The sequence below is a fragment of the Micromonospora sp. NPDC047467 genome (genome assembly GCF_040643095.1).
In the GTDB taxonomy this organism is placed as follows: domain Bacteria; phylum Actinomycetota; class Actinomycetes; order Mycobacteriales; family Micromonosporaceae; genus Micromonospora.
The window spans coordinates 17,969-39,976 of sequence record NZ_JBEYTO010000001.1; the positions used below are offsets into that span (position 1 = coordinate 17,969).

At 73.4% G+C, this 22,008-nt stretch carries 21 protein-coding genes; 10 read left to right on the forward strand and 11 right to left on the reverse strand.

Going from position 1 to position 22,008, the window contains the following annotated elements:
* Positions 1-40 precede the first annotated feature (40 nt).
* On the reverse strand, positions 41-1,180 hold the full coding sequence (locus ABZ780_RS00065) for a lytic polysaccharide monooxygenase (protein ID WP_357012448.1): 1,140 nt from the start codon (positions 1,178-1,180) through the stop codon (positions 41-43).
* Positions 1,181-1,633: 453 nt separating this feature from the next.
* Here ABZ780_RS00065 and ABZ780_RS00070 point away from each other — a divergent pair, with 453 nt between their 5' ends.
* Together ABZ780_RS00070 and ABZ780_RS00075 are read left to right on the forward strand one after the other, a co-directional pair.
* Positions 1,634-2,785: an XdhC family protein gene (locus tag ABZ780_RS00070; protein WP_357482552.1), complete on the forward strand. Its 1,152-nt coding sequence runs from the start codon at positions 1,634-1,636 to the stop codon at positions 2,783-2,785.
* Between the two features lie 96 nt (positions 2,786-2,881).
* Positions 2,882-3,817 carry a PfkB family carbohydrate kinase gene (locus ABZ780_RS00075; protein WP_357482555.1) on the forward strand — a complete coding sequence of 312 codons (936 nt, stop codon included), beginning with the start codon at positions 2,882-2,884 and terminating at the stop codon, positions 3,815-3,817.
* A 120-nt stretch (positions 3,818-3,937) separates the two neighbouring features.
* Here ABZ780_RS00075 and ABZ780_RS00080 read toward each other — a convergent pair whose 3' ends face one another.
* Both ABZ780_RS00080 and ABZ780_RS00085 read right to left on the reverse strand, forming a co-directional pair.
* Positions 3,938-4,768 carry an MBL fold metallo-hydrolase gene (locus tag ABZ780_RS00080; protein WP_357482557.1) on the reverse strand — a complete coding sequence of 277 codons (831 nt, stop codon included), beginning with the start codon at positions 4,766-4,768 and terminating at the stop codon, positions 3,938-3,940.
* Positions 4,765-5,169, reverse strand: coding sequence for a hotdog domain-containing protein (locus ABZ780_RS00085; protein WP_357482560.1), 405 nt, complete (start codon positions 5,167-5,169; stop codon positions 4,765-4,767). Before ABZ780_RS00085 ends, ABZ780_RS00080 begins: the two co-directional genes overlap by 4 nt.
* Positions 5,170-5,307: 138 nt before the next feature.
* Between ABZ780_RS00085 and ABZ780_RS00090 the strand changes: the two genes are divergently transcribed.
* Positions 5,308-6,372 carry a phosphatase PAP2 family protein gene (locus ABZ780_RS00090; RefSeq protein WP_357482564.1) on the forward strand — a complete coding sequence of 355 codons (1,065 nt, stop codon included), beginning with the start codon at positions 5,308-5,310 and terminating at the stop codon, positions 6,370-6,372.
* 137 nt (positions 6,373-6,509) lie between these two features.
* Here ABZ780_RS00090 and ABZ780_RS00095 read toward each other — a convergent pair whose 3' ends face one another.
* The 3 genes from ABZ780_RS00095 to ABZ780_RS00105 all read right to left on the reverse strand — a co-directional run bounded on the left by ABZ780_RS00095 (position 6,510) and on the right by ABZ780_RS00105 (position 9,277).
* Positions 6,510-7,838 carry a PH domain-containing protein gene (locus ABZ780_RS00095; RefSeq protein ID WP_357484021.1) on the reverse strand — a complete coding sequence of 443 codons (1,329 nt, stop codon included), beginning with the start codon at positions 7,836-7,838 and terminating at the stop codon, positions 6,510-6,512.
* 352 nt (positions 7,839-8,190) lie between these two features.
* Positions 8,191-8,730 carry a PH domain-containing protein gene (locus tag ABZ780_RS00100; protein ID WP_357012585.1) on the reverse strand — a complete coding sequence of 180 codons (540 nt, stop codon included), beginning with the start codon at positions 8,728-8,730 and terminating at the stop codon, positions 8,191-8,193.
* 313 nt (positions 8,731-9,043) lie between these two features.
* A complete protein-coding gene (locus tag ABZ780_RS00105; RefSeq protein ID WP_357012456.1) occupies positions 9,044-9,277 on the reverse strand; it encodes a hypothetical protein in 234 nt (77 codons plus the stop codon).
* Between the two features lie 240 nt (positions 9,278-9,517).
* Here ABZ780_RS00105 and ABZ780_RS00110 point away from each other — a divergent pair, with 240 nt between their 5' ends.
* The 3 genes from ABZ780_RS00110 to ABZ780_RS00120 are packed head-to-tail and all read left to right on the forward strand — an operon-like array spanning position 9,518 to position 12,560.
* Positions 9,518-10,633 carry a MoxR family ATPase gene (locus tag ABZ780_RS00110; protein WP_357012457.1) on the forward strand — a complete coding sequence of 372 codons (1,116 nt, stop codon included), beginning with the start codon at positions 9,518-9,520 and terminating at the stop codon, positions 10,631-10,633.
* The gene (locus tag ABZ780_RS00115) at positions 10,612-11,613 is read left to right on the forward strand and encodes a DUF58 domain-containing protein (protein ID WP_357484024.1); all 1,002 of its coding nucleotides are present in this window, start codon (positions 10,612-10,614) and stop codon (positions 11,611-11,613) included. The genes ABZ780_RS00110 and ABZ780_RS00115 overlap by 22 nt, the downstream gene beginning before the upstream one ends.
* Positions 11,610-12,560 carry a VWA domain-containing protein gene (locus ABZ780_RS00120; protein ID WP_357012458.1) on the forward strand — a complete coding sequence of 317 codons (951 nt, stop codon included), beginning with the start codon at positions 11,610-11,612 and terminating at the stop codon, positions 12,558-12,560. The genes ABZ780_RS00115 and ABZ780_RS00120 overlap by 4 nt, the downstream gene beginning before the upstream one ends.
* A gap of 340 nt (positions 12,561-12,900) precedes the next feature.
* On the opposite strand, the gene ABZ780_RS00125 is transcribed toward ABZ780_RS00120, so the two are convergent.
* From ABZ780_RS00125 to ABZ780_RS00140, 4 genes are all read right to left on the reverse strand, one after another.
* Entirely contained in the window at positions 12,901-14,142 is a 1,242-nt protein-coding gene (locus ABZ780_RS00125) for an acyltransferase family protein (RefSeq protein ID WP_357482568.1), read from the reverse strand.
* Entirely contained in the window at positions 14,139-15,032 is an 894-nt protein-coding gene (locus ABZ780_RS00130; protein ID WP_357012460.1) for an alpha/beta hydrolase, read from the reverse strand. Before ABZ780_RS00130 ends, ABZ780_RS00125 begins: the two co-directional genes overlap by 4 nt.
* A 99-nt stretch (positions 15,033-15,131) precedes the next feature.
* On the reverse strand, positions 15,132-15,794 hold the full coding sequence (locus tag ABZ780_RS00135; RefSeq protein ID WP_357012461.1) for a response regulator transcription factor: 663 nt from the start codon (positions 15,792-15,794) through the stop codon (positions 15,132-15,134).
* Positions 15,791-17,029, reverse strand: a complete 1,239-nt coding sequence (locus tag ABZ780_RS00140) for a histidine kinase (RefSeq protein WP_357012462.1) — start codon at positions 17,027-17,029, stop codon at positions 15,791-15,793. Before ABZ780_RS00140 ends, ABZ780_RS00135 begins: the two co-directional genes overlap by 4 nt.
* A 153-nt stretch (positions 17,030-17,182) precedes the next feature.
* Here ABZ780_RS00140 and fabG point away from each other — a divergent pair, with 153 nt between their 5' ends.
* From fabG to ABZ780_RS00160, 4 genes are all read left to right on the forward strand, one after another.
* Positions 17,183-17,887, forward strand: coding sequence for a 3-oxoacyl-ACP reductase FabG (gene fabG / locus ABZ780_RS00145; protein ID WP_357012464.1), 705 nt, complete (start codon positions 17,183-17,185; stop codon positions 17,885-17,887).
* A gap of 27 nt (positions 17,888-17,914) precedes the next feature.
* Positions 17,915-18,682 (forward strand): enoyl-ACP reductase FabI, encoded by a 768-nt coding sequence (gene fabI, locus ABZ780_RS00150; protein ID WP_357012465.1) that lies wholly within the window; start codon positions 17,915-17,917, stop codon positions 18,680-18,682.
* 98 nt (positions 18,683-18,780) lie between these two features.
* Entirely contained in the window at positions 18,781-19,809 is a 1,029-nt protein-coding gene (locus ABZ780_RS00155; protein WP_357482571.1) for a ferrochelatase, read from the forward strand.
* 30 nt (positions 19,810-19,839) lie between these two features.
* Positions 19,840-20,619 carry an HAD-IIA family hydrolase gene (locus ABZ780_RS00160; protein ID WP_357012468.1) on the forward strand — a complete coding sequence of 260 codons (780 nt, stop codon included), beginning with the start codon at positions 19,840-19,842 and terminating at the stop codon, positions 20,617-20,619.
* Positions 20,620-21,003: 384 nt separating this feature from the next.
* Here the strand turns inward: ABZ780_RS00160 and ABZ780_RS00165 are convergent, their stop codons facing one another.
* The gene (locus ABZ780_RS00165) at positions 21,004-21,798 is read right to left on the reverse strand and encodes a hypothetical protein (RefSeq protein ID WP_357012469.1); all 795 of its coding nucleotides are present in this window, start codon (positions 21,796-21,798) and stop codon (positions 21,004-21,006) included.
* Positions 21,799-22,008 lie beyond the last annotated feature (210 nt).

Consider the following 22,008-nt stretch of genomic DNA (forward strand, 5'->3'; position numbering starts at 1 on the left):
GGAGTTCCGGTGACGCAAACCTCTTGGTCGTTTCAGGGGGTCAGCGGCCTGAGCAGCTGACCGTCGGTAGGCCGTTGGTGCCGCTGGTGCTGGCCAGGAAGCCGAAGGTCGTGGTGCCCTCCGGTGCGATCGTGCCGTTGTACGCGACGTTCGTGGCCGTCACCGACGAGCCGGACGAGGTCTGTGTGGCACCCCAGATCTGGCTGATGGACTGCCCGTTGGGCCAGGTCCAGCTCGCGGTCCAGCCGTTGTACGCCCTACTGCTGTGGTTCATGATCATGACTTCGCCCTGGAAGCCGCCCTGCCAGGCGCTGACGACCTTGTAGACCGCCATGCAGTCACCGCCGGTCGGCGGCGGGGTGGTCGGCGGGGCAGTCGTCGGCGGGGCGGTGGTCGGCGGGGCAGTCGTCGGCGGGGCAGTGGTCGGCGGGGCAGTCGTCGGCGGGGCGGTGGTCGGGGGCGGCGTGCCGCCCGGGCCCACACCTGTCACCTGACCGTTGCCACCGTCGAAGGTCACGTCGGAGCAGCCGAAGAAGTTCTCCTGCGAGTCCGAGCGCACCCAGCGGGAGTAGATGAGGTGCCGGCCGCTCTTACCCGACGGCAGGTTGCCGCTGAAGTAGTAGTGCCCGTCGTTGGTGCCGACGTTGCCGCGCTGCGGCGGGTTGGTAACCGTGAGGAACGGCTGCTCCTCCAGGTCACTCCAGGCCAGCGCCCGGGTCGGGCTCCAGCTGTTCTTCGTCACGTAGAAGTAGAAGGTGCCCGGGTGGTGCGCCCAGTTGCTGTACCGGAAGTCCATCCGCGCACCGGCCGTCAGGTGGGTCAACGGCCAGTCGGTGCGGGCCAGGTCGTAACCCCGGTAACCGGAGTTGCCACCACTGCACAGCTGCCCGTCCGGGATGAAGCCGGTGGTCCGACCGCCGGCGTCCGAGCGAAGCACGCTGAACCAGTTGTAGAGCGAGTTGGCCCCGCTCTGCGCCACGGCTGCGGAGCACGCGGGGTTGTTCGGCCTGATCTCACCGGTCTGGCTGAGGCCGTCCTGCCAGCACAGGAAGGTGCGGCTGCCCGGGGTCATGGCCGCGCCGTGCGCGGCGGCTGGCTCCGGAGTGGACGCCAGGGCGACGGCGCCCAGCGCGAGGGTCACGGCCGCGGTGAGCAACGCGGCCGTACGGGAACGGTTCACGGGTTCTCCTTGCTCGCGAGGCGTGCCGCCCGAGCCGCCCCGCCGCAATCGGGTGGGATGTGGCCTGGTCGCATCGCTGCGCTGATGCGCCGATGCGACGTTCACGGTGATGGCGATGCGCCCGGCGCAGGGATCGGCCGGCGGACACGCGCCATCAACGGTCCTGTTCTGGGACCGGTGCCCTCGCGTCACACAACCCGGCAAGCGGCGGTGCGACAGCCCTTCGCACCGCTCGGTACGCGTCATCCCATCACGCCACCCGGCCGCCATGCAATAGCCGATCCTCGATGCGCCAAACAGTGGGCACGCAGAGCCGCGACGGCTCATCCTCCGGCCCCGCCGACACCACCCCCATATAGTGATGATTCGGTCGCTCATGGCGACGGTGGCCGCCCGGTCGGGAGGGCCGGCAGGGTCGACCGGACCGCGACGAGACGAAAGGGGCGGCAGCGCGTGCCCGACGTGTTCGACGAGATGCACCGCCGCTGCCGGGCAGGCGAAAAGGTCGCTCTGGCCACCGTCGTGGGCACCTGGCGGTCCGCGCCGCAGCCGCCCGGCGCCGCGATGCTGGTGGCCGCCGACGGCACGGTCACCGGCAGCGTCTCCGGTGGCTGCGTCGAGGCGGACCTCTACGAGCGCGCTCGCCACGTGCTCGACACCGGCGTACCCGAGCTGATCCACTACGGCGTCAGCGACGACGACGCGTACGCCATCGGTCTGACCTGCGGCGGGATGCTGGACGTGTACGTGGAACGGGTCGACGACGCCGACCTCGCGGCCCTGGACACGGTCGCCGCCGCGCGACAGGCCGGCGACCCGGCGGCGATCGTCACCTGCGTGGCCGTCGACGCCGACGACACCCCGGGCGCGGCGCCGAGCGACCCGGCCCGGCGACTGGGCCGACGGCTGGTGCTGACCGGGCAGCGGGTGACCGGTTCGCTCGGCGACGACCGGCTCGACGACGCGGCCACCGCCGACGCGCTCGGGCTGCTCGCCGCCGGGCACAGTGGCGTGCTCCGCTACGGCCACCAGGGGCAGCGCCGGGGTGCCGGCCTCAGCCTCTTCGTCACCGCGTACGTCACCGCACCCCGGATGATCGTCTTCGGGGCGATCGACTTCGCCGCCGCCGTGGCCCGGATCGGCGCGTTCCTCGGCTACCGGGTGACCGTCTGCGACGCCCGGCCGGTCTTCGCCACCAGTCGACGCTTCCCGGAGGCGCACGAGGTGGTCGTCCAGTGGCCGCACCGCTACCTGCGGACGGAGGTGGACGCCGGCCGGGTCGATTCCCGGACCGTCGTCTGCGTGCTCACCCACGACCCGAAGTTCGACGTGCCGCTGCTCGCGCTGGCGCTGCGCCAACCACTGGCGTACGTGGGCGCGATGGGATCGCGGCGCACCCACGACGAGCGGCACAAGCTGCTGCGCGAGGCGGGACTCGGCCCGGAGCAGCTCGACCGGCTCGCCTCGCCGATCGGGCTGGACCTCGGCGGACGTACGCCGGAGGAGACCGCGGTGAGCGTGGCCGCGCAGATCGTCGCGGCCCGCTGGGGCGGTAGCGGCCGCCCGCTGTCCGCGCTCGGCGGACCGATCCACCACCCGGGCTGACCGGTACCGCGCCTTCGCCGCCCATCGGCCCGCGCGCTGTGCCAGCCTGGTGCCGCGCCGACCGTTTCGGCGGCTGACGACCGGGAAGGGACCGGGATGGGGTACGCGGTGGTGCTCGGTGAGGCGCTCGTCGACCTGCTCGACACCGAACGGGACGGGGAGCGGGTCTACCGGCAGGCGATCGGCGGCGGGCCGCTCAACGTCGCCGTCGGCGTGGCTCGGCTCGGCGGCCGGGCGCAGTTCGTCGGTTCACTCGGCGACGACGTGCTCGCCGGGCGGATCCGCGACTTCCTCACCACCGTCGGCGTCGGGCTGGCCGGCGTGGTCACCGTGCCGGCGCCGACCACGCTCGCGGTGGTCACCTTCGCCGGCCCGGAGCCCGACTTCCGCTTCTACGGGCAGCCGCCCTCCTACGGCCTGCTCGACGCCGACGACCTGGACCTGGCGCTGCTGGAGGGCGCCGACGTGCTCTCCTGCGGCTCGGTGGTGCTGCTGCAACCGGGCACCCTCGCCGCCGCCCGCCGGGCCTGGTCGCTCGCCACCGGGCTGCGGGTCTTCGACCCGAACGTGCGCCCCCGGCTGCTGGACGGTCCGGCCGCGCTGGACGGGCTGCGCGCGGTGGTGGCCGAGTTCGCCGCCGGCGCGCACCTGGTCAAGCTGAGCACCGCCGACGCCGACCTGCTGTACCCCGGCGAGCCGGTCGAGGGCGTCGCCGCGTACCTGCGGGAGCTGGGCGCCGCCACGGTGGTCGTGACGCTGGGCGCGGACGGTGCGGTGCTGGCCGCCGCCGGCGCCGACCCGGTGCGGGTGCCGGCACCCAGGGTCAACGCCGTCGACACCACCGGCGCCGGTGACTCGGTGCTGGCCGCGCTGATCGCCGACCTGCTTGCCGACGGCGAACCAGGCGGCCCGGACGGCTGGGTCGAGCGGGTGGCGTTCGCGCTGCGGGTGGCGGGCCTGGTCTGCGAGTCACCCGGCGGCGCCACCGCCATGCCCACCCGCGCCGACGTAAAGCGCCGCTACAAGCCCTAACCGCACCCCACCCCCGCACCCCTCGCAAGCGTCGATCTTGCAGTTTCGGTCGGGGCTTTGACTCTTTCTGCCGCTTTTGCGGGGGCAGCAAGTGCAAGATCGACGGGGTGGGGTGGGCCCTCAGATCGCGCCGTTCAGCTCGCGGTAGCCGCGGCGGGCTGCGGTGAGGGCGGCGCGGGCGCCGAACGGCGCCTCGGCGGCCACCCGCTCCGGCGGGGCGCCGCCGGTGTGCGCGGCCCGGATCAGCCAGGCCAGCTTCGCCAGCTCGGCGTGCTGCGCGCGGACGAAGCCGACATCGACCGGCTCGCCGTGACCCGGCACCACCACCGTGCGCGCGGTCGTCAGCCGCAGCAGGTCCGCGACCGCGTCCGGCCATTGCAGGGGGTACGCGTCCTCGAAGGCGGGCGGACCACTCTGCTCCACCAGATCCCCGGCGACCAGCACGTCCACGTCCGGAACGTGCACCACCAGATCGGCGTCGGTGTGCCCCCGCCCCGGATGCCGCAGCAGCACCCGCCGGCCGCCCAGGTCGAGCGCCGTCTCGGTGTGCACGGTGTGCGTCGGGGCGAGCAGCGGCGTGTCGGCCAGCTCGGCGGCGAGCCCCGGATGCTCTACGCGCACCTCGTCGTACGCCTCCCGGCGCAGCCGCTCCGGCTCGTCGCGCAGGGCCTCGGCGGCCCGCTCGTGTGCGTACACCGGGCGGGGGGGATCGCCGGCCAGGACGGCGTTGCCGAAGCAGTGGTCGTAGTGGTGGTGGGTGTTGACCAGGGTCAGCGGACGGTCGGTGACCGCCCGGACGGCCGTGGCCAGCTCGGTGGCCTGCGCGGCCGAGGACAGGGTGTCCACCAGCAGCGCCTCGTCGTCGCCGATGACCAGCGTCACGTTGATCCGCAGCAGCGGCTCACACAGCACGTGCACCCGATCGGCGACCTCGACGAACCCGCCGCTCACGACGCCCGCCCGGCGCGGTCGACGAAGCGTTGCCGATCCACCATGATCCGGTCCACCCGGCCCCGCGCCACCGTCTGGTCACCGTCGCTGACAGTGACGTCGAACGACAGCCGGCGACCATCGACTGCCACCAGCAGAGCCTGCGCCCGCACCGTGCGGCCCACCACGGTCGGCGCGAGGTGCTCCAGCTCGACCCGGGTGCCCACCGTTGTCGATCCGGACGGCATCCCGGTCGCTGTGGCCGCGACGGTCGCCGCCTCGGCCAGCGCGAGCACCCGCGGTGTGCCCAGCACCGGTACGTCCCCGGAACCGACCGCCTGGGCGGTGTCCGCGTCGGTGACGGTCAACTCGACCTGGGCGGTCAGACCCGGCGCGAAGGCCGACTCGGGCTGCTCCTGCATGGTCGTCAGCCTAGGTGCTCACCGTGCCCGCCGAGCGCCTGCCCGGGGATCCCGACACCGACCGCCTCCCACCTGGGCACGGCTTCGCCGGGTGGTCGCCGTCGGTCGATGCCACCGCCGTCGTTAACCTTGACCGCGATGGCCGTCGTGACTGACCCCCAGCCCCCCGCCCGGACCGACCCGCCCGCGTCCCCGGACGGGGGCCGTCGGCGCGTTGTCGCCATGACGATATGGGCGGTCGCCTTCGTCACCGCCTGGCTGGCGATCGGGCTGCCCACCGACCCGACGTACGCCTTCGTGTGGATCTGGGCCGGAACCATCGCCTGGAACAGCGACCGACCGTGGCGCAGCCACCTGCGCTTCGCCCGGGACTGGGTGCCGGTGGTGCTGCTGCTGGCCGCGTACAACCTCTCGCGCGGGTTCGCCGACAACGGCGCCACCCCGCACGCCATGGAGCTGATCGTCGCCGACCAGTTCATGTTCGGCTGGGCCACCGGCGGTGAGGTGCCCACCGTCTGGTTGCAGGAGCACTTCTACCGTCCGCAGGTGCAGTGGTGGGACATCGCGGCGAGCTGGGTGTACTTCTCGCACTTCGTGGTGGCGCTGGCCGCCGCCACGGTGCTCTGGCTGCGCGACAGGCGTCGCTGGATCGCGTACATGCGGCGCTGGGGGTTCCTCTGCGCCGCCGGCCTGGCGACCTACTTCATCTATCCGGCCGCCCCGCCCTGGTGGGCCGCGCAGAATGGGCTGCTCACCGAGGTCGCCCGGATCTCGACCCGGGGCTGGAAGGCGTTCGGCATGCACGGCGCCGGCAACGTGCTCAACGCCGGCCAGATCGCCTCGAACCCGGTGGCCGCGATGCCGTCGCTGCACACCGCGTGGGCGCTGTTCGTGGTGGTGTTCTTCCTGGCCACCACCCGGCGCCGCTGGTGGCCGCTGCTGTTCGCGTACCCGCTGGCGATGACCCTCACCCTGGTCTACTCGGGTGAGCACTATGTGATCGACGTGCTGGTGGGCTGGGCGTACGTCGGGCTGACCTTCCTGGTGGTCGGCCTGGCCGAGCGCGGGTGGGCGGCGTGGCGGGCCCGCCACCCGAAGGCCGAGGCCAAACCAGCCGCCAGCGAACCACCAGGGCCGCAAACCGACCCCGACAGCATCACGAATCCGCCAGCCCCAGCCCCAGCGGTACCCGCCGACCGCTAACCCCGCCCCACCCGGCCCCCGCAGTCCCCCCGCGGTGATCATGAGGTTATTGCCCTCCGCGTCGGCGTGTCGGCACGCTAACTTCATGATCACCGGGCGGGCGGGCGGGCCGGGGGCGGGGTGGGTGCGGGGTGGGGTTAGGTTGGGCGGCGGGCTGCTTGTGCTCGGGTGGTCAACTCGGCTGCCAGGGCCCAGGCTTCCGTTAGGTCCCGGTCCTCGGCGGCTGCCCCCGAGCCGCCCGCCGTGTCGGCGTGCACGGTTGCCAGCCGCAGCCAGCGCTGCACCGGCCCCTGCACGACCCGCACGCTCTGGATCCGGGCGTACGGCACGATCGCCATCTCCCGGGTGAGCAGCCCGGATCGGGTGGCGAAGACCCGATCGAAGAGGCCCGCGCCGAGCGCACCACGGCCCAGTGGGTGCAGCCAGCGTGCCCGGGACGGCGGGCGGCTCAGCGCCAGCGCGTCGAGGCGTACACCCGGAAGCACCTCGGCGACGATCATCGTCGCGGTCGGCAGGTCACCGACCGGCAGCAGCCGGTCCGGCCGGTTGCGGTCGGCGGTCTCGGCGATGGAGTACCCGGCCACCTCCAGGCGCAGCCGCAGCCAGCCCTTGACCCGCCAGAGCAGCGGCCAGGTGGCCCGCACGGTCTGCACGCGGTCCAGTGGCACGGTCTGCGCCCGGGTCTCCAGCAGACCGTTGTGCACCCGTAGCGTGTCGCCGTCGCGGGCCAGCCGGAAGTTCCAGTCGTCGAGGACCCGGCGGATCGGTTGCAGCAGCACACCGGCCATCGCGGTCAGCGTGCTCGCCACGGCGATGAACGACCACGACTCGGCGGTGGCGAACTGCACCACGACGAACGCCAGGCCGAACGGAAGCAGGAACGCCTGCGGGGTGAGTAGTTGGCTGACCAGCAGGTTGTTGTTGCGTACCGCGTGCAGTGGCCGACCCGGCGCCGCCGTCGGCGGTGCCGCCCCCGGGACCGCCGAGGGTGCCGTGACACCCGCCGCGGGCGGCGCCGCCCGCCCGGCCAGCGCCAGCAGCCGCTCCCGTAGCCGGGCCGCGTCGGCCACCCCGAGGTACGCCAGCGGGGCCTCGGTCTTGCCCCCGCCGACCACCTCCAGGCGGAGCTCGGCCAGGCCGGTGAGCTGGGCGAGCAGCGGCCGGACGACCTCCACGGCCTGCAACCGTTCCAGCGGAATCGCACGGGTACGCCGCCAGAGCAGCCCCTCGTACACGCGCAGTTCGCGGCCCACCACGTGGTAGCCGGTGTTGTACCAGCTGACCACCGACAGCACGGTCGCACCGAGCGCCAGGACCACCACCATGGCGGCGAACCAGCCGAAGCCGACCCGGGACAGCGTGGACCAGGACAGCCCGGCGATCACCACGACCAGCGACTTGGCGCCGTGCAGCAGCGGGCTGAGCGGGTGCAGCCGCTGGCGCGGCTCGCCGCCACCCGGCGGCATCGGCCAGGGGTACACCGAGCCAGGCGGCACCGCGCCGTAAGGCATCGAGCCCGGCGGCACTGCGCCGTAGGGCACCGCGCCCGGTGGCACCGCGCCGTAAGGCATCGAGCCCGGTGGCACCGAGCCCGGGGGCACCGAGCCCGGCGGCATCGCGCCGTATGGGACCGACCCCGGGGGCATCGCGCCCGGTGGTGCCGAGCCGTACGGCGCGGCGGTGTAGGGAGGCGCGTAGGGCGGCCCGGCGGTGTAGGGCGGAGGGCCGGCGGGAGGCGCTCCGCCGGATGGTTGGGTGTCCGGCTCGTCGCTCATCGGGCCGGCCCTCGGTGTCGCCGACGGGTGGCCCCTCGGGCGTTCACAGCCCCTCCGCCCGGTCCTCGCCGAGCGCGGTGAGTCGGTCGCGCAGCCGGGACGCCTCCGCCGGGCGCAGCCCCGGCACCCGGGCGTCGCTCGCGGCGGCTGCCGTGTGCAACTGCACGGTGGCCAGATCGAAGGCGCGTTCCAGCGGGCCGGCGCTCACGTCGACGAACTGCATCCGGGAGTACGGGACGATGGACAGCCGCCGGACCAGCAGCCCATGCCGGACCAGCAGGTCGTCGTCGCGCTCCGCGTACCCCCAGGCCCGCACCGCGCGGACGATGGCCGTGGCCCGCCATGCGCCGAGCAGCAGCACGACGGCGAAGGCGAGCCCGAACAGCCAGTGACCGCTCAGCGCCCAGCCGATCGCCGTCACCGCCAGCCCGATGGCCACCACGATCGCTAGCCGGATCAGCTCCACCCAGATCAGGTCGGTGGAGATCGACTGCCAGTGGACGGTGTCCGGCCACGGCTCCAACGGCCCTCGACTCCCGGACCCTCCCGGGGTCTGGAGACCGGGCGTACCGGAGTTGGGCAGCGCGCCGGCGCCCGGCGGCGGCAGCGCGTTCGGCGGCAACGGGGCCGGCGAGGACGCGTACGGCGGGGCGGGTTCGGGGCCGAGCGTGCCCGGCGCCGGGAACGCGCCAGGCGGCGGCGGGACACCGGGCGGCGCTGCGGCCGGGGTGGGTGGCCAGGACGGGGAGGTGGGGCCGGGGGAGGTCGAGGGGTCGACGCGGTCCTCCGCGCTCATCGACGGGAACCGTTCCGCGCGGCCTGCGCTGTCTCACGTCGCTCGTCAACGGCGCGCGACGCCACGCTGCTGTGCCTCATCGTTCGCTCGCTGCGCTGGATCACATGTCGAGGGTAGGTGATGCGGGCACCGGAGTGACGGCACGCAGGAAGCCGCGGGCGTCCAGGAAGTCACCGAGACTGCCCCGGTGCTCGGCACAGGCCAGCCAGGTCTTGCGCCGATCGGCGTCGTGCAGGCGCGGATTGTTCCACTCCAGGGCCCAGACGGCGGAGGCGCGGCAGCCTCGGGCCGAGCAGACCAGGGCCTCATCGGCGGGGGAGGGGATGATGCTCATCACGGCCAGTCTAGGGCGGCCGGACGGAAGTTAGAGCGCCGGGCGGCCACGGGGGGAGCCGCCCGGCGACGGGATGAATGGTACACACCACGGGCCGGTTGGTGTCCACCCGTGACGGGCGATTCGGTTGCCGGGGACGGCGCGGCGAAAATCGGCTTCTCCCCACCTCCACACTCAGCCGGGCGTGCGAGTCTTGATACCGCACCAGCCGCGACGACCGACAAACGCTGTGGAGGACCGGTGGCCCAGCCGACCACGCCCGATGCCCCGACGCCGAACGGGGTGGCACCGGACACACCCGCAGCGGTGACGACGCCGGTGACCACGCCCGCGCAGGACGCCACCCTGTTGGAGAGGGCGCTGTTCGAGATCAAACGGGTGATCGTCGGGCAGGACCGGATGGTGGAGCGGATGTTCGTCGCGCTGCTCGCCCGGGGTCACTGCCTGCTCGAAGGCGTACCCGGTGTGGCAAAGACCCTGGCCGTGGAGACCCTCGCCAAGGTCGTCGGCGGGTCCTTCGCCCGGGTGCAGTTCACCCCGGACCTGGTGCCGGCCGACATCATGGGCACCCGGATCTACCGGCAGTCGAGCGAGAAGTTCGACGTCGAGCTGGGCCCGGTCTTCGTCAACTTCCTGCTCGCCGACGAGATCAACCGGGCGCCGGCCAAGGTGCAGTCGGCGCTGCTGGAGGTGATGAGCGAGCGGCAGGTGTCCATCGGCGGGGAGAGCCACCGGGTGCCCGACCCGTTCCTCGTGATGGCCACCCAGAACCCGATCGAGCAGGAGGGCGTCTACCCGCTGCCGGAGGCGCAGCGGGACCGGTTCCTCATGAAGATCGTGGTTGGCTACCCGACCGACGCCGAGGAACGCGAGATCGTCTACCGGATGGGCGTCAGCGCGCCGGAGCCGACGGCGGTCTTCGACACACCCGACCTGATCGCCCTGCAACGCAAGGCGGACCAGGTCTTCGTGCACAACGCGCTTGTCGACTACGCGGTCCGGCTGGTGCTGGCCACCCGTACCCCGGCCGAGCATGGCATGCCCGACGTCGCCCAGCTCATCCAGTACGGGGCCAGCCCGCGTGCCTCGCTCGGCCTGGTGCGGGCCACCCGCGCGTTGGCTCTGCTGCGCGGCCGGGACTACGCGCTCCCGCAGGACGTGCAGGACATCGCCCCGGACATCCTGCGGCACCGGCTGGTGCTCAGCTACGACGCGCTCGCCGACGACGTGCCGGCCGACCACATCGTGCACCGGGTGATGTCGACCATTCCGCTCCCGGCGGTCGCACCCCGGCAGCAGGCCACCCCGTCCACCGTTCCGCCGCCGGGTGCCGGCTGGCCCGGGCAGCGGCCGTGACCTCACCCACCCCTCGTCCCGCCCCCCTCGGCGACCGCAGCGAGGCGGTGCTGTCCCGCCTCCAACTGCTCGTCACCCGCAAGCTCGACGGTCTGCTCCAGGGCGACTACGCCGGCCTGCTGCCGGGGCCGGGCAGCGAGGCGGGGGAGTCGCGGGAGTACCGCCCCGGCGACGACGTCCGCCGGATGGACTGGCCGGTCACCGCCCGGACCACGACACCGCACGTGCGGCGTACGGTCGCCGACCGGGAACTGGAGACCTGGCTGGCGCTGGATCTTTCGGCCAGCCTGGACTTCGGCACCGGGCAGTGGCTCAAGCGTGAGGTCGTGGTGGCCGCCGCAGCCGCCATCGCCCACCTGACCGTGCGAGGCGGCAACCGGATCGGCGCGGTGATCGGCACCGGCGGCGGCGCGTCCGCCCCGGCCCGCCGGTTTCGGGGCGGCCCACCGCCGGCCGGGCCGGGAGTGCTCACCCGGCTGCCGGCCCGCTCCGGCCGCAAGGAGGCGCAGGGCCTGCTGCGCACCGTCGCCGGCACCGCTATCCAGCCCGGCCGGGGCGACCTGGGTGCCCTGGTCGAGATGCTCAACCGGCCGCCCCGACGGCGTGGGGTCGCCGTGGTGGTCTCGGACTTCCTCGCGCCGGCCGAGCAGTGGGCCCGGCCGATGCGCAAGCTGCGGGTCCGGCACGATGTGCTGGCGATTGAGGTGGTGGACCCGCGCGAGTTGGAGCTGCCCGACGTGGGGGTGCTGCCGGTGGTCGATCCGGAGAGCGGTGAGCTGCACGAGGTGCAGACCGCCGACCCGCGCCTGCGGCAGCGCTACGCCGAGGCCGCCGCCGCCCAACGGGCCGCGATCGCCGCCGCCCTGCGCGGCGCGGGCGCTGCCCACCTGCGTCTGCGTACCGACCGAGACTGGCTGCTGGACATGGTGCGTTTCGTTGCCGCGCAGCGGCACGCCCGCACCCGGGGGACGACACGATGATCCGTTTCATGCAACCGTGGTGGCTGCTGGCTGTGCTGCCGGTGGTCGCCCTCGCCGCGTTCTACGTCTGGCGGCAGCTACACCGCCGGGCGTACGCGATGCGGTTCACCAACGTGGATCTGCTGCGTACCGTGGCACCGAAGGGGCTCGGCTGGCGTCGGCACGTCCCGGCGACGGCGTTCCTGCTCTGCCTGCTGGTGCTCGCCACCGCGCTGGCCCGCCCGGCGGTGGACAGGAAGGAGCCGCTGGAGCGGGCGACCGTGATGCTCGCCATCGACGTGTCGCTGTCGATGCAGGCCGACGACGTGGCGCCGAACCGGTTGGAGGCCGCGCAGGAGGCGGCCAAGCAGTTCGTCAACGAGTTGCCGGAGAGCTACAACCTGGGTCTGGTGTCGTTCGCCAAGGCGGCCAACGTGCTGGTGCCGCCGGGCAAGGACCGGGACGCGGTGACCAGCGCGATCGACGGGCTGGTGCTGGCCGAGGCGACCGCCACCGGTGAGGCGGTGTTCACCTGCCTGGAGGCGATCCGGTCGGTGCCGGCAGATGGCGCGGCGGGCATCCCACCGGCACGGATCGTGCTGCTCTCCGACGGGTTCCGCACCTCGGGCCGGGCAGTGGAGGAGGCGGCGGCGGCCGCGCAGGCGGCCAACGTGCCGGTGTCCACCATCGCGTTCGGCACCGACACGGGCCAGGTCGACATCGGTGGGCAGTTGCAGCGGGTGCCGGTGGACCGGTTGGCGCTGGCCGAGCTTGCCGAGACCACCGAGGGCTACTTCTACGAGGCGGCCTCGGTGAGCGAGTTGAAGCAGGTCTACCAGGACATGGGCAGTTCGATCGGCTTCCGGACCGAGCCGCGCGAGGTGACCCAGTGGTACGCGGGGATCGCGCTGTTGCTGGCGCTCTGCGCCGGTGCGCTCAGCCTGCTCTGGTCGTCGCGGATGCTCTGAGCCGGTGGGCCGGCGGTCACCGCCGCCGGCCAGCACGGCTCAGCGGCTGGCCGGCCGGCTCAGTGGCCGCCGCCAGCCAGAACGAAGACGATGGCCACCCAGACGGCGGCGAGGGTGAAGCCCAGCGGGGCGACGTAGCGGCTCATGGACGGCTCCGGGTGGCGGCTGGACGGTCCGCAGGCGGGGGCGGACCGCAGGGGGCGGGGACGCGCACACGAAGTCGTGACCGGGCGGCTCCCGGCAACCGTCCGGTCGTCGGACGGCGCGGCACACGCACCCCGGCGTCGGCCGAGGCGGTGGGGGAGCGAAGCGGGGTCAGCTCACCAGACTGAGTCGTGGCTCAGCGGGGCTGACCATCGGCCCGGCCACGACTGGGAGGATCGCTATCTCGCACAGCGATCACCTCCTGCAAGTCGGGCGGGCCGGAACGTCGATGATCGTACACCTGGGGTGTCGACGGGACGCACTCGGCCGACCGGCCGGTGACGCCTCCACCGCCCGGCTGGCGCCGCTTCCCCGGGTGACCCGGCTGGCCCGCCCGCACGACCGTGACCAGCACGGCGGCGAGCAACGGCAGCCAGCAACAGCGGGCCAGCACCCAGCCCAGGCCGTCCGGCGCGGTGTGCAGCCCCGGCAGGGTCAGCCCGACGCGAGCGGTGAGCGCGGTCACCGACACCAGCACCGGTTGATGCCACAGGTAGATCCGGACCGCGGAACGGTTCGCCCCGGTCACCGCCCGGTGTGGCAGCGACCGGGTCAGCAACCGTTCCAGCACCGGCCGCGCGAGCAACGCCAGCCCGACCTGGGTGACCGCCAGGGCCACCGCCAGCAGCGAGGGCGGATTCAGGTTGGACACCCCCGCTCCCGGCACCCCCACGGCACTGACCGGGTAGCCCAGCGCCAGCAGCGCCGCCAGCGTGGCGGCCCCACCACCGGCCAGCGCTCCGGCCGCCCGCCGATCGGTCAGCAGCCCGTCGGCGTGCGCCACGCCGAGCACATACGGCACCGCCCAGGCCGCCACCACGGTGACCGGTGGCAGGTCGGTGCCGGCCGGCAGCAGACGTACGGCCAGGTCGGCCAGCGCGACCACGGCCACCGCCGGTACGACGCAGCGCCCCAACCCCCACCGGTGTACGGCGACGCGCAGCGGGCCGGTCGACGCGACCAGGAGGAGCAGCGGCACCAGGAACCACAGCGGGCTGACCGCCAGCCGTAGCGCGACGGTGAGCGTGTCGTCCGGGGTGCCGACGACGGTGGCGGCGAGCAGCACCGCAGCACCCACCCCCAGCAGCGCCACCGCGGGAAGGAGCAGTTGGCGCAGCCGACGGGCCAGCCAACCGCCCGCACCGCCCGGGTGGCGGGCCAGCGACCGGGCCGAGCCGAACCCGGCGGCGAAGAAGAACAACCCGAGCGTCTGCAACACCCAGGTCAACGGGGCCAGGCCGGGCAGCGCGGTCAGCGGGCTGGCCTGGTGCAGTCCGCCGTCGTCGGCCAGCACCAGCCCGGTGACCAGCCAGTGCCCCACCACCACCCCGCCGATCGCGTACGCCCGCAGCGCGTCGACGAAACGGTCCCGGCTCACCGGGCGTCTCCGAGTCGCTCGGCACCCAGGACGACCGCCGCGACCGCGACCAGGGTGGCGCTGCCCGGCGTGAGGTAGCCGTCGTGCCCGGCCACCCCGCCCACCGGCAGCGCCCGGGCGCCGAACGCCGGGTCGCCGGGGCGACGGCCGAAGCCGAGGCCGGGCAACCGCACCGGCGGCACCCGACGGATCCAGTCGGTGGGCGCCTCGGCCGCCCAGAACCGCCGCCCCCGCAGATCGGTGGCGCGTTGCACCCCGGCGCCGACGCCGCCGAGGGTGACCACGTCGCTGAGTTGGGCCGGGGCCTCCCTGGCCGCCAGCGACACCACCAGCGCCCCGTAGCTGTGCCCGACCAACGTGATGGTCGCCGCCGGGCTGCGCGCGGCCAGTTCCCGCAGCAGCCCGACCAGCCCGGCCGCGCCGCGTCGGGCACTGACCCCACCGGCGGCGCTCAGCACCCCGTCGGGCGGGTCGTAGCCGAGCCAGGCCAGCACCGCGACCCGCGCCGCCGGGTCGGCCACCCGCAGCTCCCGATAGAGCTGCCCGGCCTGCACCGCTGGCGCTCGGTGAGCCACCCCGCCCAGCCCTCGGTCGAAGTCCGCGAGGGTACTGCCCACACCGGGCACCAGCACCGCGATCCGGTCCGCCACGGCCAGGTCGCCGAGCACCTCGACCGCGCGGCCGTCGCCGCGCGGGTCGAACAGGAGAAACCGACGCCCGTCGGCCACCCAGTCCGCGTACGGGGGGCCGGCCGCGCGCATCGCCGCCGCCGTGACCGGGTACGCCTCGACGAACCCCGCCGCCGCGACCGGCTCGGGTCGGGTCGGCAGGACCAGGTTCACGCCGAGCAGCGCGGCCAGCGCCACACGGCTGGCACCTCGTCGTCGCATCACGTTCTCCCTCCGGAATGTCGTCCAGAGGCAGGGTGCGCGGGTGGGTGGTGCTCGGTCGTCGTGCCGGAGAGCCGTTCGAGGGCTGGCTCCGTGGGGCTACTCGCCGGCGGCGACCAGACCCGTCTCGTACGCCAACACGACGGCCTGGGCCCGATCCCGCAGCCCCAGCTTCGCGAGGATCCGCCCGATGTGCGTCTTCACGGTCTGCTCGGCCACGACCAGATCACCCGCGATCTCGGCGTTGTTGCGACCTCGGGCGATCAGCCGCAGCACCTCGGTCTCCCGCGGAGTGAGCCCGGCCAGGTCGGTGGGGCGGGGTCGGCGGCGGTCCGGGCGGGCCGCGAACTCGGCGATCAGCCGCCGGGTCACCGCGGGGGCGAGTAGTGCGTCCCCGGCCGCCACCACCCGCACCGCGTGCACCAGGTCGGCCGCCGGGGCGTCCTTGAGCAGGAACCCGCTGGCCCCGGCACGCAGCGCCTCGTACACGTAGTCGTCCAGGTCGAAGGTGGTGAGGATGAGCACCCGGGGTCGCTGCGCGGATCGGTCGCCGAGCAGCTTGCGGGTGGCGGCCAGCCCGTCCAGCACCGGCATCCGTACGTCCATCAGCACCACGTCCGGGTCGAGCCGGCGGGTGGCGGCGACCGCCTGCGCGCCGTCGGCGGCGTCACCCACCACCAGGAGGTCCGGTTGGGCGGCGAGCAGCGCGCCGAAGCCCTGCCGGACCATCGCCTGGTCGTCGGCGATCAACACCTTGATCATTGGTCCCCGCCCTCCGTGTCGTACGGCAGGTGCGCCGCCACCGCGTAACCCCCGTCGGGCAGCGGCCCGGCGGTGAACGTACCGCCCAGCGAGGTGGCCCGCTCCCGCATGCCGGTCAGCCCGTGCCCGGCGCCCACCTCGGCGACCGGTTGGACGCCCACGTCGACAGGCGGCGCGTTCTGCACGCGTACCGCCAGGGTGGATCGACCGGCGCGGACCGTGACCCGCACCGCGGCGCCGGACGCGTGCCGGGCCGCGTTGGCCAGCCCCTCCTGCACGATCCGGTACGCGGCCAGCCCGACCGGCGCGGGCACCCGCCCGTCGTCGGCCAACTCGGCGTCCAGGGTCACCGGTAGTCCGGCTCGGCGGGCCGCGTCCACCATCGTGCCCAGGTCGACCAGGTCCGGCTGCGGCGCGGTCTGCGGGCCGCTCGACTCGCTGCGCAGCACCCCCAGCAGGCGCCGCATGTCGGTCAGCGCGTCGCGGGCCGAGGCGGCGATGGCGACGAACTCCGCGGCGGCCGGCGCCGGGACGTCGGTCAGCCGGTACGGCGCGGTCTCCGCCTGCACCGCGATCAACGACATGTGATGCGCCACGACGTCGTGCAGCTCGCGGGCGATCCGGGTGCGTTCCTCCAGCACCGCGCGGCGCTCCTGCGCCCGCTCGCTCAGCTCGGTCTGCGCGGCCAACTCCCGCCGGGACAGCCGGTTGCGCCTGATCAGGTCACCGACGATCGCCAGCGCGCCGAGCAGCGCCAGCACGGCCGCCCGGTTCTCGGCGCGGACCAGGGTGAGCACCGGAACCATCGTGAACGCGACCACCCAGACCAGCACCGGCCGGTCGACCCGCGCGAGCACCACCGCGACCACCGCGATCGACCCGAGCGCCAGCGGTGCCGTCCACGGACCGGGCTGTCCGGCCGGCGCATTGAACGTGCACACCAGCAGGGCCAGCACCGTCAACCGCCAGGCCAGCAGCGGTCGCCGGGGCAGCGCGAGCAGCGGCGCCACGGTCATCGCCGCGAACAGCACCGCGATCGGCGTCGGCAGGCCCCACTCGCTCTCCACGGCGAGAGTGATCCAGAAGAGGCCGAGCGCGGCGAGCAGCCCGGCCGGGGCGGCGTAACGGGCCAGCCGGGGCCAACGGGCCAGCAACGGCCGGCCGGGCGGGGCGTCCGGACCGAGCAAGGTCTGCCGCAGGGCCCGCAGGGCCGAGGCGATCGGTTGCCGGTTCACCACCGGGAGGCTACGGGCCAACCTCCCGCGAGGCGTGCCACCAGGGGTTGATCCCCGCGTCGTACCCCGGTGTGACGTGGTCCCCGTTAGCGCTTACCTGCCGGTAACGCCTAGGCTCGCCTGCGACTGAGATCAGCTGAGCAAGGGGGAACAGTGGCCCGTACCGTGCTGGTGACCGGGGGCAACCGGGGGATCGGCCTGGCCATCGCGCAGGCCTTCGCCAAGCAGGGCGACCGGGTGGCGATCACCCACCGCAGCGGCGAGGCTCCGGAAGGGCTGTTCGGCGTACGGGCCGACGTGACCGACGCGGCCTCGATCGACGCCGCGTTCACCGCCGTCGAGGCCGAGCTGGGGCCGGTCGAGGTGCTGGTCGCCAACGCTGGCGTCACCGCCGACACGCTGCTGCTGCGCATGACCGAGGAGCAGTTCACCAGCGTCGTGGACACCAACCTCACCGGTGCGTTCCGGGTCGCCAAGCGGGCCTCCGGCAAGATGCTCCGCGCCAAGTGGGGCCGCATGATCTTCGTCTCCTCGGTGGTCGGCCTCTCCGGTGGCGCCGGTCAGGTCAACTACGCCGCCAGCAAGGCCGGCCTGGTCGGCGTGGCCCGCTCCATCACCCGCGAGCTGGGCAGCCGCAACATCACCGCCAACGTTGTCGCGCCCGGCTTCATCGACACGGACATGACCGCCGGCCTGTCCGAGGACCGCAAGGCGGAGATCCGCAAGTCGATCCCGGCCGGCCGGATGGCCAGCCCCGACGAGGTCGCTGCGGTCGTCACCTGGCTGGCCTCCGACAGCGCCGGGTACGTCTCCGGCGCCGTGATCCCGGTCGACGGCGGCCTCGGCATGGGCCACTGACCCTTTTGACTACGGAGGAAATCTGCGATGTCCGGACTGCTCGCCGGTAAGCGGCTGCTCGTCAGTGGCGTCATCACCGACGCTTCGATCGCCTTCTCGGTAGCGAAGCTCGCCCAGGAGAACGGCGCACAGGTCGTGCTGACCGGCTTCGGTCGGCTCTCCCTGGTCGAGCGGATCGCCAAGCGGCTGCCCGAGCCGGCGCCGGTGATCGAGGTGGACGTGACAAACACCGAGCACCTGGCCAGCCTCGCCGACCGGGTCCGCGAGCACGTCGACGGCCTCGACGGTGTCGTGCACTCGATCGGCTTCGCCCCGCAGAGCTGCCTGGGCGGCGGCTTCCTCGACGCACCCTGGGAGGACGTGGCGACCGCCCTGCACGTCTCCACCTTCTCGTACAAGTCGCTGGCCATGGCGGCGCTGCCGCTGATGTCGCCCGGCGGTGCGGTGGTCGGCCTCACCTTCGACGCGACGAAGGCGTGGCCGGTCTACGACTGGATGGGCGTGGCCAAGGCCGGCCTGGAGTCCGCGTCCCGCTACCTGGCGCTGCACCTGGGCAAGCAGGGCATCCGCAGCAACCTGGTCGCCGCCGGGCCGCTGCGCACCATCGCCGCGAAGTCGATCCCCGGCTTCGACCAGTTCGAGGACGCGTGGGCCGAGCGGGCGCCGCTGGGCTGGAGCCTCACCGACCAGGAGCCCGCTGCGAAGGCCTGCCTGGCGCTGCTCTCCGACTGGTTCCCCGCCACCACCGGCGAGATCGTCCACGTCGACGGCGGTTACCACGCGATCGGTTCCTGACGTCCCCGGCGACGCCCCCGGTCCCGTCCATGTGATCCACGTGGGCCGGACCAGGGGGCGTCGCCGGGTCGTTCCGGCCGACCGGCAAGAATGACCCCATGTCGTACGACGCGGTGGTGCTGGTGTCCTTCGGCGGGCCGGAACGGCCCGAGGACGTGATGCCCTTCCTGCAGAACGTGACCCGCGGCCGGGGCGTGCCGCCCGAGCGGCTGGCCGAGGTCGTCGAGCACTACCAGCACTTCGGTGGGGTGTCCCCGATCAACCAGCAGTGCCGTGACCTGCTGGCCGCCATCCGCGCCGACTTCGCCGCGCACGGCCTCGACCTGCCCGTCTACTGGGGCAACCGCAACTGGGACCCGATGCTCGCCGACACCGTGACCCAGATGCGCGACGACGGGGTGACCCGCGCGCTGGCCTTCGTCACCAGCGCGTACGGCGGCTACTCGTCCTGCCGGCAGTACCAGGAGGACATCGCCGCCGCCCGAGCAGCCGTCGGTCCGGACGCGCCGGTCATCGAGAAGCTGCGCCAGTTCTGGGACCACCCCGGTTTCATCGAGCCGCACGTCGATGCCGTCCGGGCCGCGCTGACCCAACTCGACCCGGCCCGGCGGGACACCACCCGGCTGGTGTTCACCGCGCACTCCGTACCCACGTCGATGGCGGCCAGCGCCGGCCCGCACGGCGGCCGGTACGAGGCGCAACTGCACGAGGCCGCCCGGCTGGTGGCGTCGGCCGCGGCCCCCGACCTGGAGTACGACCTGGTCTGGCAGAGCCGCTCCGGCCCGCCGCAGGTGCCGTGGCTGGAGCCGGACATCAACGACCACCTCGCCGCCCTCGCGCAGGGTGGCACCACCAGCGTGGTGGTCAGCCCGATCGGCTTCGTCTCCGACCACCTGGAGGTGGTGTGGGACCTGGACACCGAGGCGCTGGAGACGGCCAAGCAGCTCGGCCTGGACTTCGTCCGGGCCGGCACCCCGGGCACCGACCCGCGTTTCGTGACCATGGTGCGTGAGCTGGTCATCGAGCGGACCGACCCGGACGGTGCGCAACTGCGTCGCCGCCTGGGTGAGCTGCCGATGTGGGACACCTGCCCCACCGTCTGCTGCGTGCCGACCCGTCGCCCCTGACCTCGTCGCCCCTGACCTCTGAGGATCATCATGCATGACCGCAAGCCCGTGCAGAGTTGGCTGACCGACATGGACGGCGTACTGGTGCACGAGGGCCAGCCGGTGCCCGGCGCACCGGAGTTCGTCAACCGGCTGCGTGCCTCCGGCAAACCGTTCCTGGTGCTGACCAACAACTCGATCTACACCCCGCGTGACCTGACGGCCCGGCTCAGCCGGATGGGTCTGGACGTTCCGGAGGAGGCGATCTGGTCCTCCGCCCTGGCCACCGGGCAGTTCCTCGCCGACCAGCGGCCGGGCGGCACCGCGTACGTGATCGGGGAGGCCGGCCTGACCACGGCGCTGCACGCGGTCGGCTACGTCCTCACCGACTTCGCCCCGGACTACGTGGTGCTCGGCGAAACCCGCACCTACAGCTTCGAGGCGATCACCAAGGCGGTTCGGCTGATCAACGACGGGGCGCGGTTCATCTGCACCAACCCGGACGTGACCGGCCCGTCGGTGGAGGGCGCCCTGCCCGCCGCCGGCTCGGTCGCCGCCATGATCTCCAAGGCGACCGGGGTGGAGCCGTACTTCGTCGGCAAGCCGAACCCGATGATGATGCGCTCGGCGCTGAACACCATCAACGCGCACTCGGAGAGCACCGCGATGATCGGCGACCGGATGGACACCGACATCCTGTGTGGTCTGGAGGCCGGGCTGGAGACCATCCTGGTGCTCACCGGGATCAGCAGCCGCACCGAGGCGGAGCGTTACCCGTACCGCCCGTCCCGGATCATCAACTCGGTCGCCGACCTGCTCGACGAGGTCTGATCAGCCACAGTCGTCGGCCGTGGCTGGTCGCGCGGCGGCGGGTCGGCTGGTGGCTGTCGGCCGGTGCTGATCGCGCTGTAACCAGGATTTAGTGGTAAACCTCCTACTTGGAGGCCACTACATGCTGGATCGAGCACGATCATGCCGGCGGCGGTGCGCGGGCGGTGCCGCGGTCGCGTTGCTCTGGTGCGGTGCGTCGCGTTGCTCGGCGGTGAGGTGCTGTCGTGTTGCTCAGCGGTTCGGTCGCGCTGCTCGACGGTGCGGTGCTGTCGTATTGCTCGGCGGTGCGGTGGGGTCGCGCCGCTCGGCGGTGCGGCCGCGTTGCTGTCACGTTGCTCGGCGGTGCGGTGTCGTGTCGTGCCGTCGTGTTGCTCGGCGGTGTGGTCAGGGGCGCAGTGGGGCGTTGCAGGCGGCGACGAGGGCCTGCCGGCACGCTGCGGTGAGTGGGCGCAGCGCGGCGTCGCGCTGCTGGGCCTCATAGTTGTTGATCGCGCCGCCGGGAGCGGCGTGCCCTGCCAGCGCGAGCACCCGGTCGAGCACCGCGGCCCGGGCGAAGAGCCGGCGGGCCCGCGGGTCGAAGCCGGGCGGCAGATCGGTGGTGCCATCAGGACGGCGCAGCGCGGCCAGCGCCCCAGCCAATTCGGGCCGCCACTGTGCGACGTCGAGGCGGGTCAGGGCGGCGGTGGTCTCGGCCAGCGCGGCGGCCAGCTCGGCCTCGGCCTCGGCGGCGCCGGGCAGCGCGAGGGACGCGGCGGGCGCGTTGGCAGGCAGCGGGTACACCCGCCACAGCACCGTCTCGAAGCAGTCGCCCGAGCCTGATGTGTGACTGCGAACCTGGGGAATCAACCCCAGCCCACCGGCCACCACCGCCTCGCCCGTCACCAGCGCCGCTCCGGCGAAGTCCCCCGGACCGGGCAGACCCCGGGGGTCACCCGGCGCGGGCAGCACCAGGCGGATCTCGTCCGGGGAGAGTTTGGCCAGGGTAGGCAGCGCGGCGCCCAGCGGGACGTCGGTCCAGGTGCCGGGGGCATCCGCGACGAGGTGCTCCTCGTCGCCGGCGATGGCGTCGGCGACCTCGTCGTACGGCACCAGCCCGGCGCGCCACGCGCGCACCCAGGCAACAAACCGGCTCGACCGGCGCGGCGCGAGTGTGGCCGCGCCCGTTGCGGGGGTGGACATGCCGAAAGGGTACGTGGTCACCGGCGGCCCTGTCTCGGCTGCCGCTCCGGCCGCCCTGCCTGCCCCGAACTACCCCCTTCGCCCCACCCCGCCCCCGCCCGCCCTCTCGCGACCCGTCCCGCTGCCGCTCACGTCGATCATGGAGTTGTGGTGGCCGATTCCTACCGTTTAGTGGCGCTTCGTGCGGCACCACAACTCCATGATCGGTGC

What these genes read in the sequence shown, in the direction of transcription:
- ABZ780_RS00095 (WP_357484021.1), bottom strand. Translation starts at nt 7,838, where the DNA reads ATGCCGCCGGGTGGCGGCGAGCCGCGCCAGCGGCTGCACCCGCTCAGC.
- ABZ780_RS00075 (WP_357482555.1), top strand. Translation starts at nt 2,882, where the DNA reads ATGGGGTACGCGGTGGTGCTCGGTGAGGCGCTCGTCGACCTGCTCGAC.
- ABZ780_RS00085 (WP_357482560.1), bottom strand. Translation starts at nt 5,169, where the DNA reads ATGCAGGAGCAGCCCGAGTCGGCCTTCGCGCCGGGTCTGACCGCCCAG.
- ABZ780_RS00155 (WP_357482571.1), top strand. Translation starts at nt 18,781, where the DNA reads ATGTCGTACGACGCGGTGGTGCTGGTGTCCTTCGGCGGGCCGGAACGG.
- ABZ780_RS00135 (WP_357012461.1), bottom strand. Translation starts at nt 15,794, where the DNA reads ATGATCAAGGTGTTGATCGCCGACGACCAGGCGATGGTCCGGCAGGGC.
- ABZ780_RS00105 (WP_357012456.1), bottom strand. Translation starts at nt 9,277, where the DNA reads ATGAGCATCATCCCCTCCCCCGCCGATGAGGCCCTGGTCTGCTCGGCC.
- ABZ780_RS00090 (WP_357482564.1), top strand. Translation starts at nt 5,308, where the DNA reads ATGGCCGTCGTGACTGACCCCCAGCCCCCCGCCCGGACCGACCCGCCC.
- ABZ780_RS00130 (WP_357012460.1), bottom strand. Translation starts at nt 15,032, where the DNA reads ATGCGACGACGAGGTGCCAGCCGTGTGGCGCTGGCCGCGCTGCTCGGC.
- ABZ780_RS00165 (WP_357012469.1), bottom strand. Translation starts at nt 21,798, where the DNA reads ATGTCCACCCCCGCAACGGGCGCGGCCACACTCGCGCCGCGCCGGTCG.
- ABZ780_RS00160 (WP_357012468.1), top strand. Translation starts at nt 19,840, where the DNA reads ATGCATGACCGCAAGCCCGTGCAGAGTTGGCTGACCGACATGGACGGC.
- ABZ780_RS00120 (WP_357012458.1), top strand. Translation starts at nt 11,610, where the DNA reads ATGATCCGTTTCATGCAACCGTGGTGGCTGCTGGCTGTGCTGCCGGTG.
- fabI (WP_357012465.1), top strand. Translation starts at nt 17,915, where the DNA reads ATGTCCGGACTGCTCGCCGGTAAGCGGCTGCTCGTCAGTGGCGTCATC.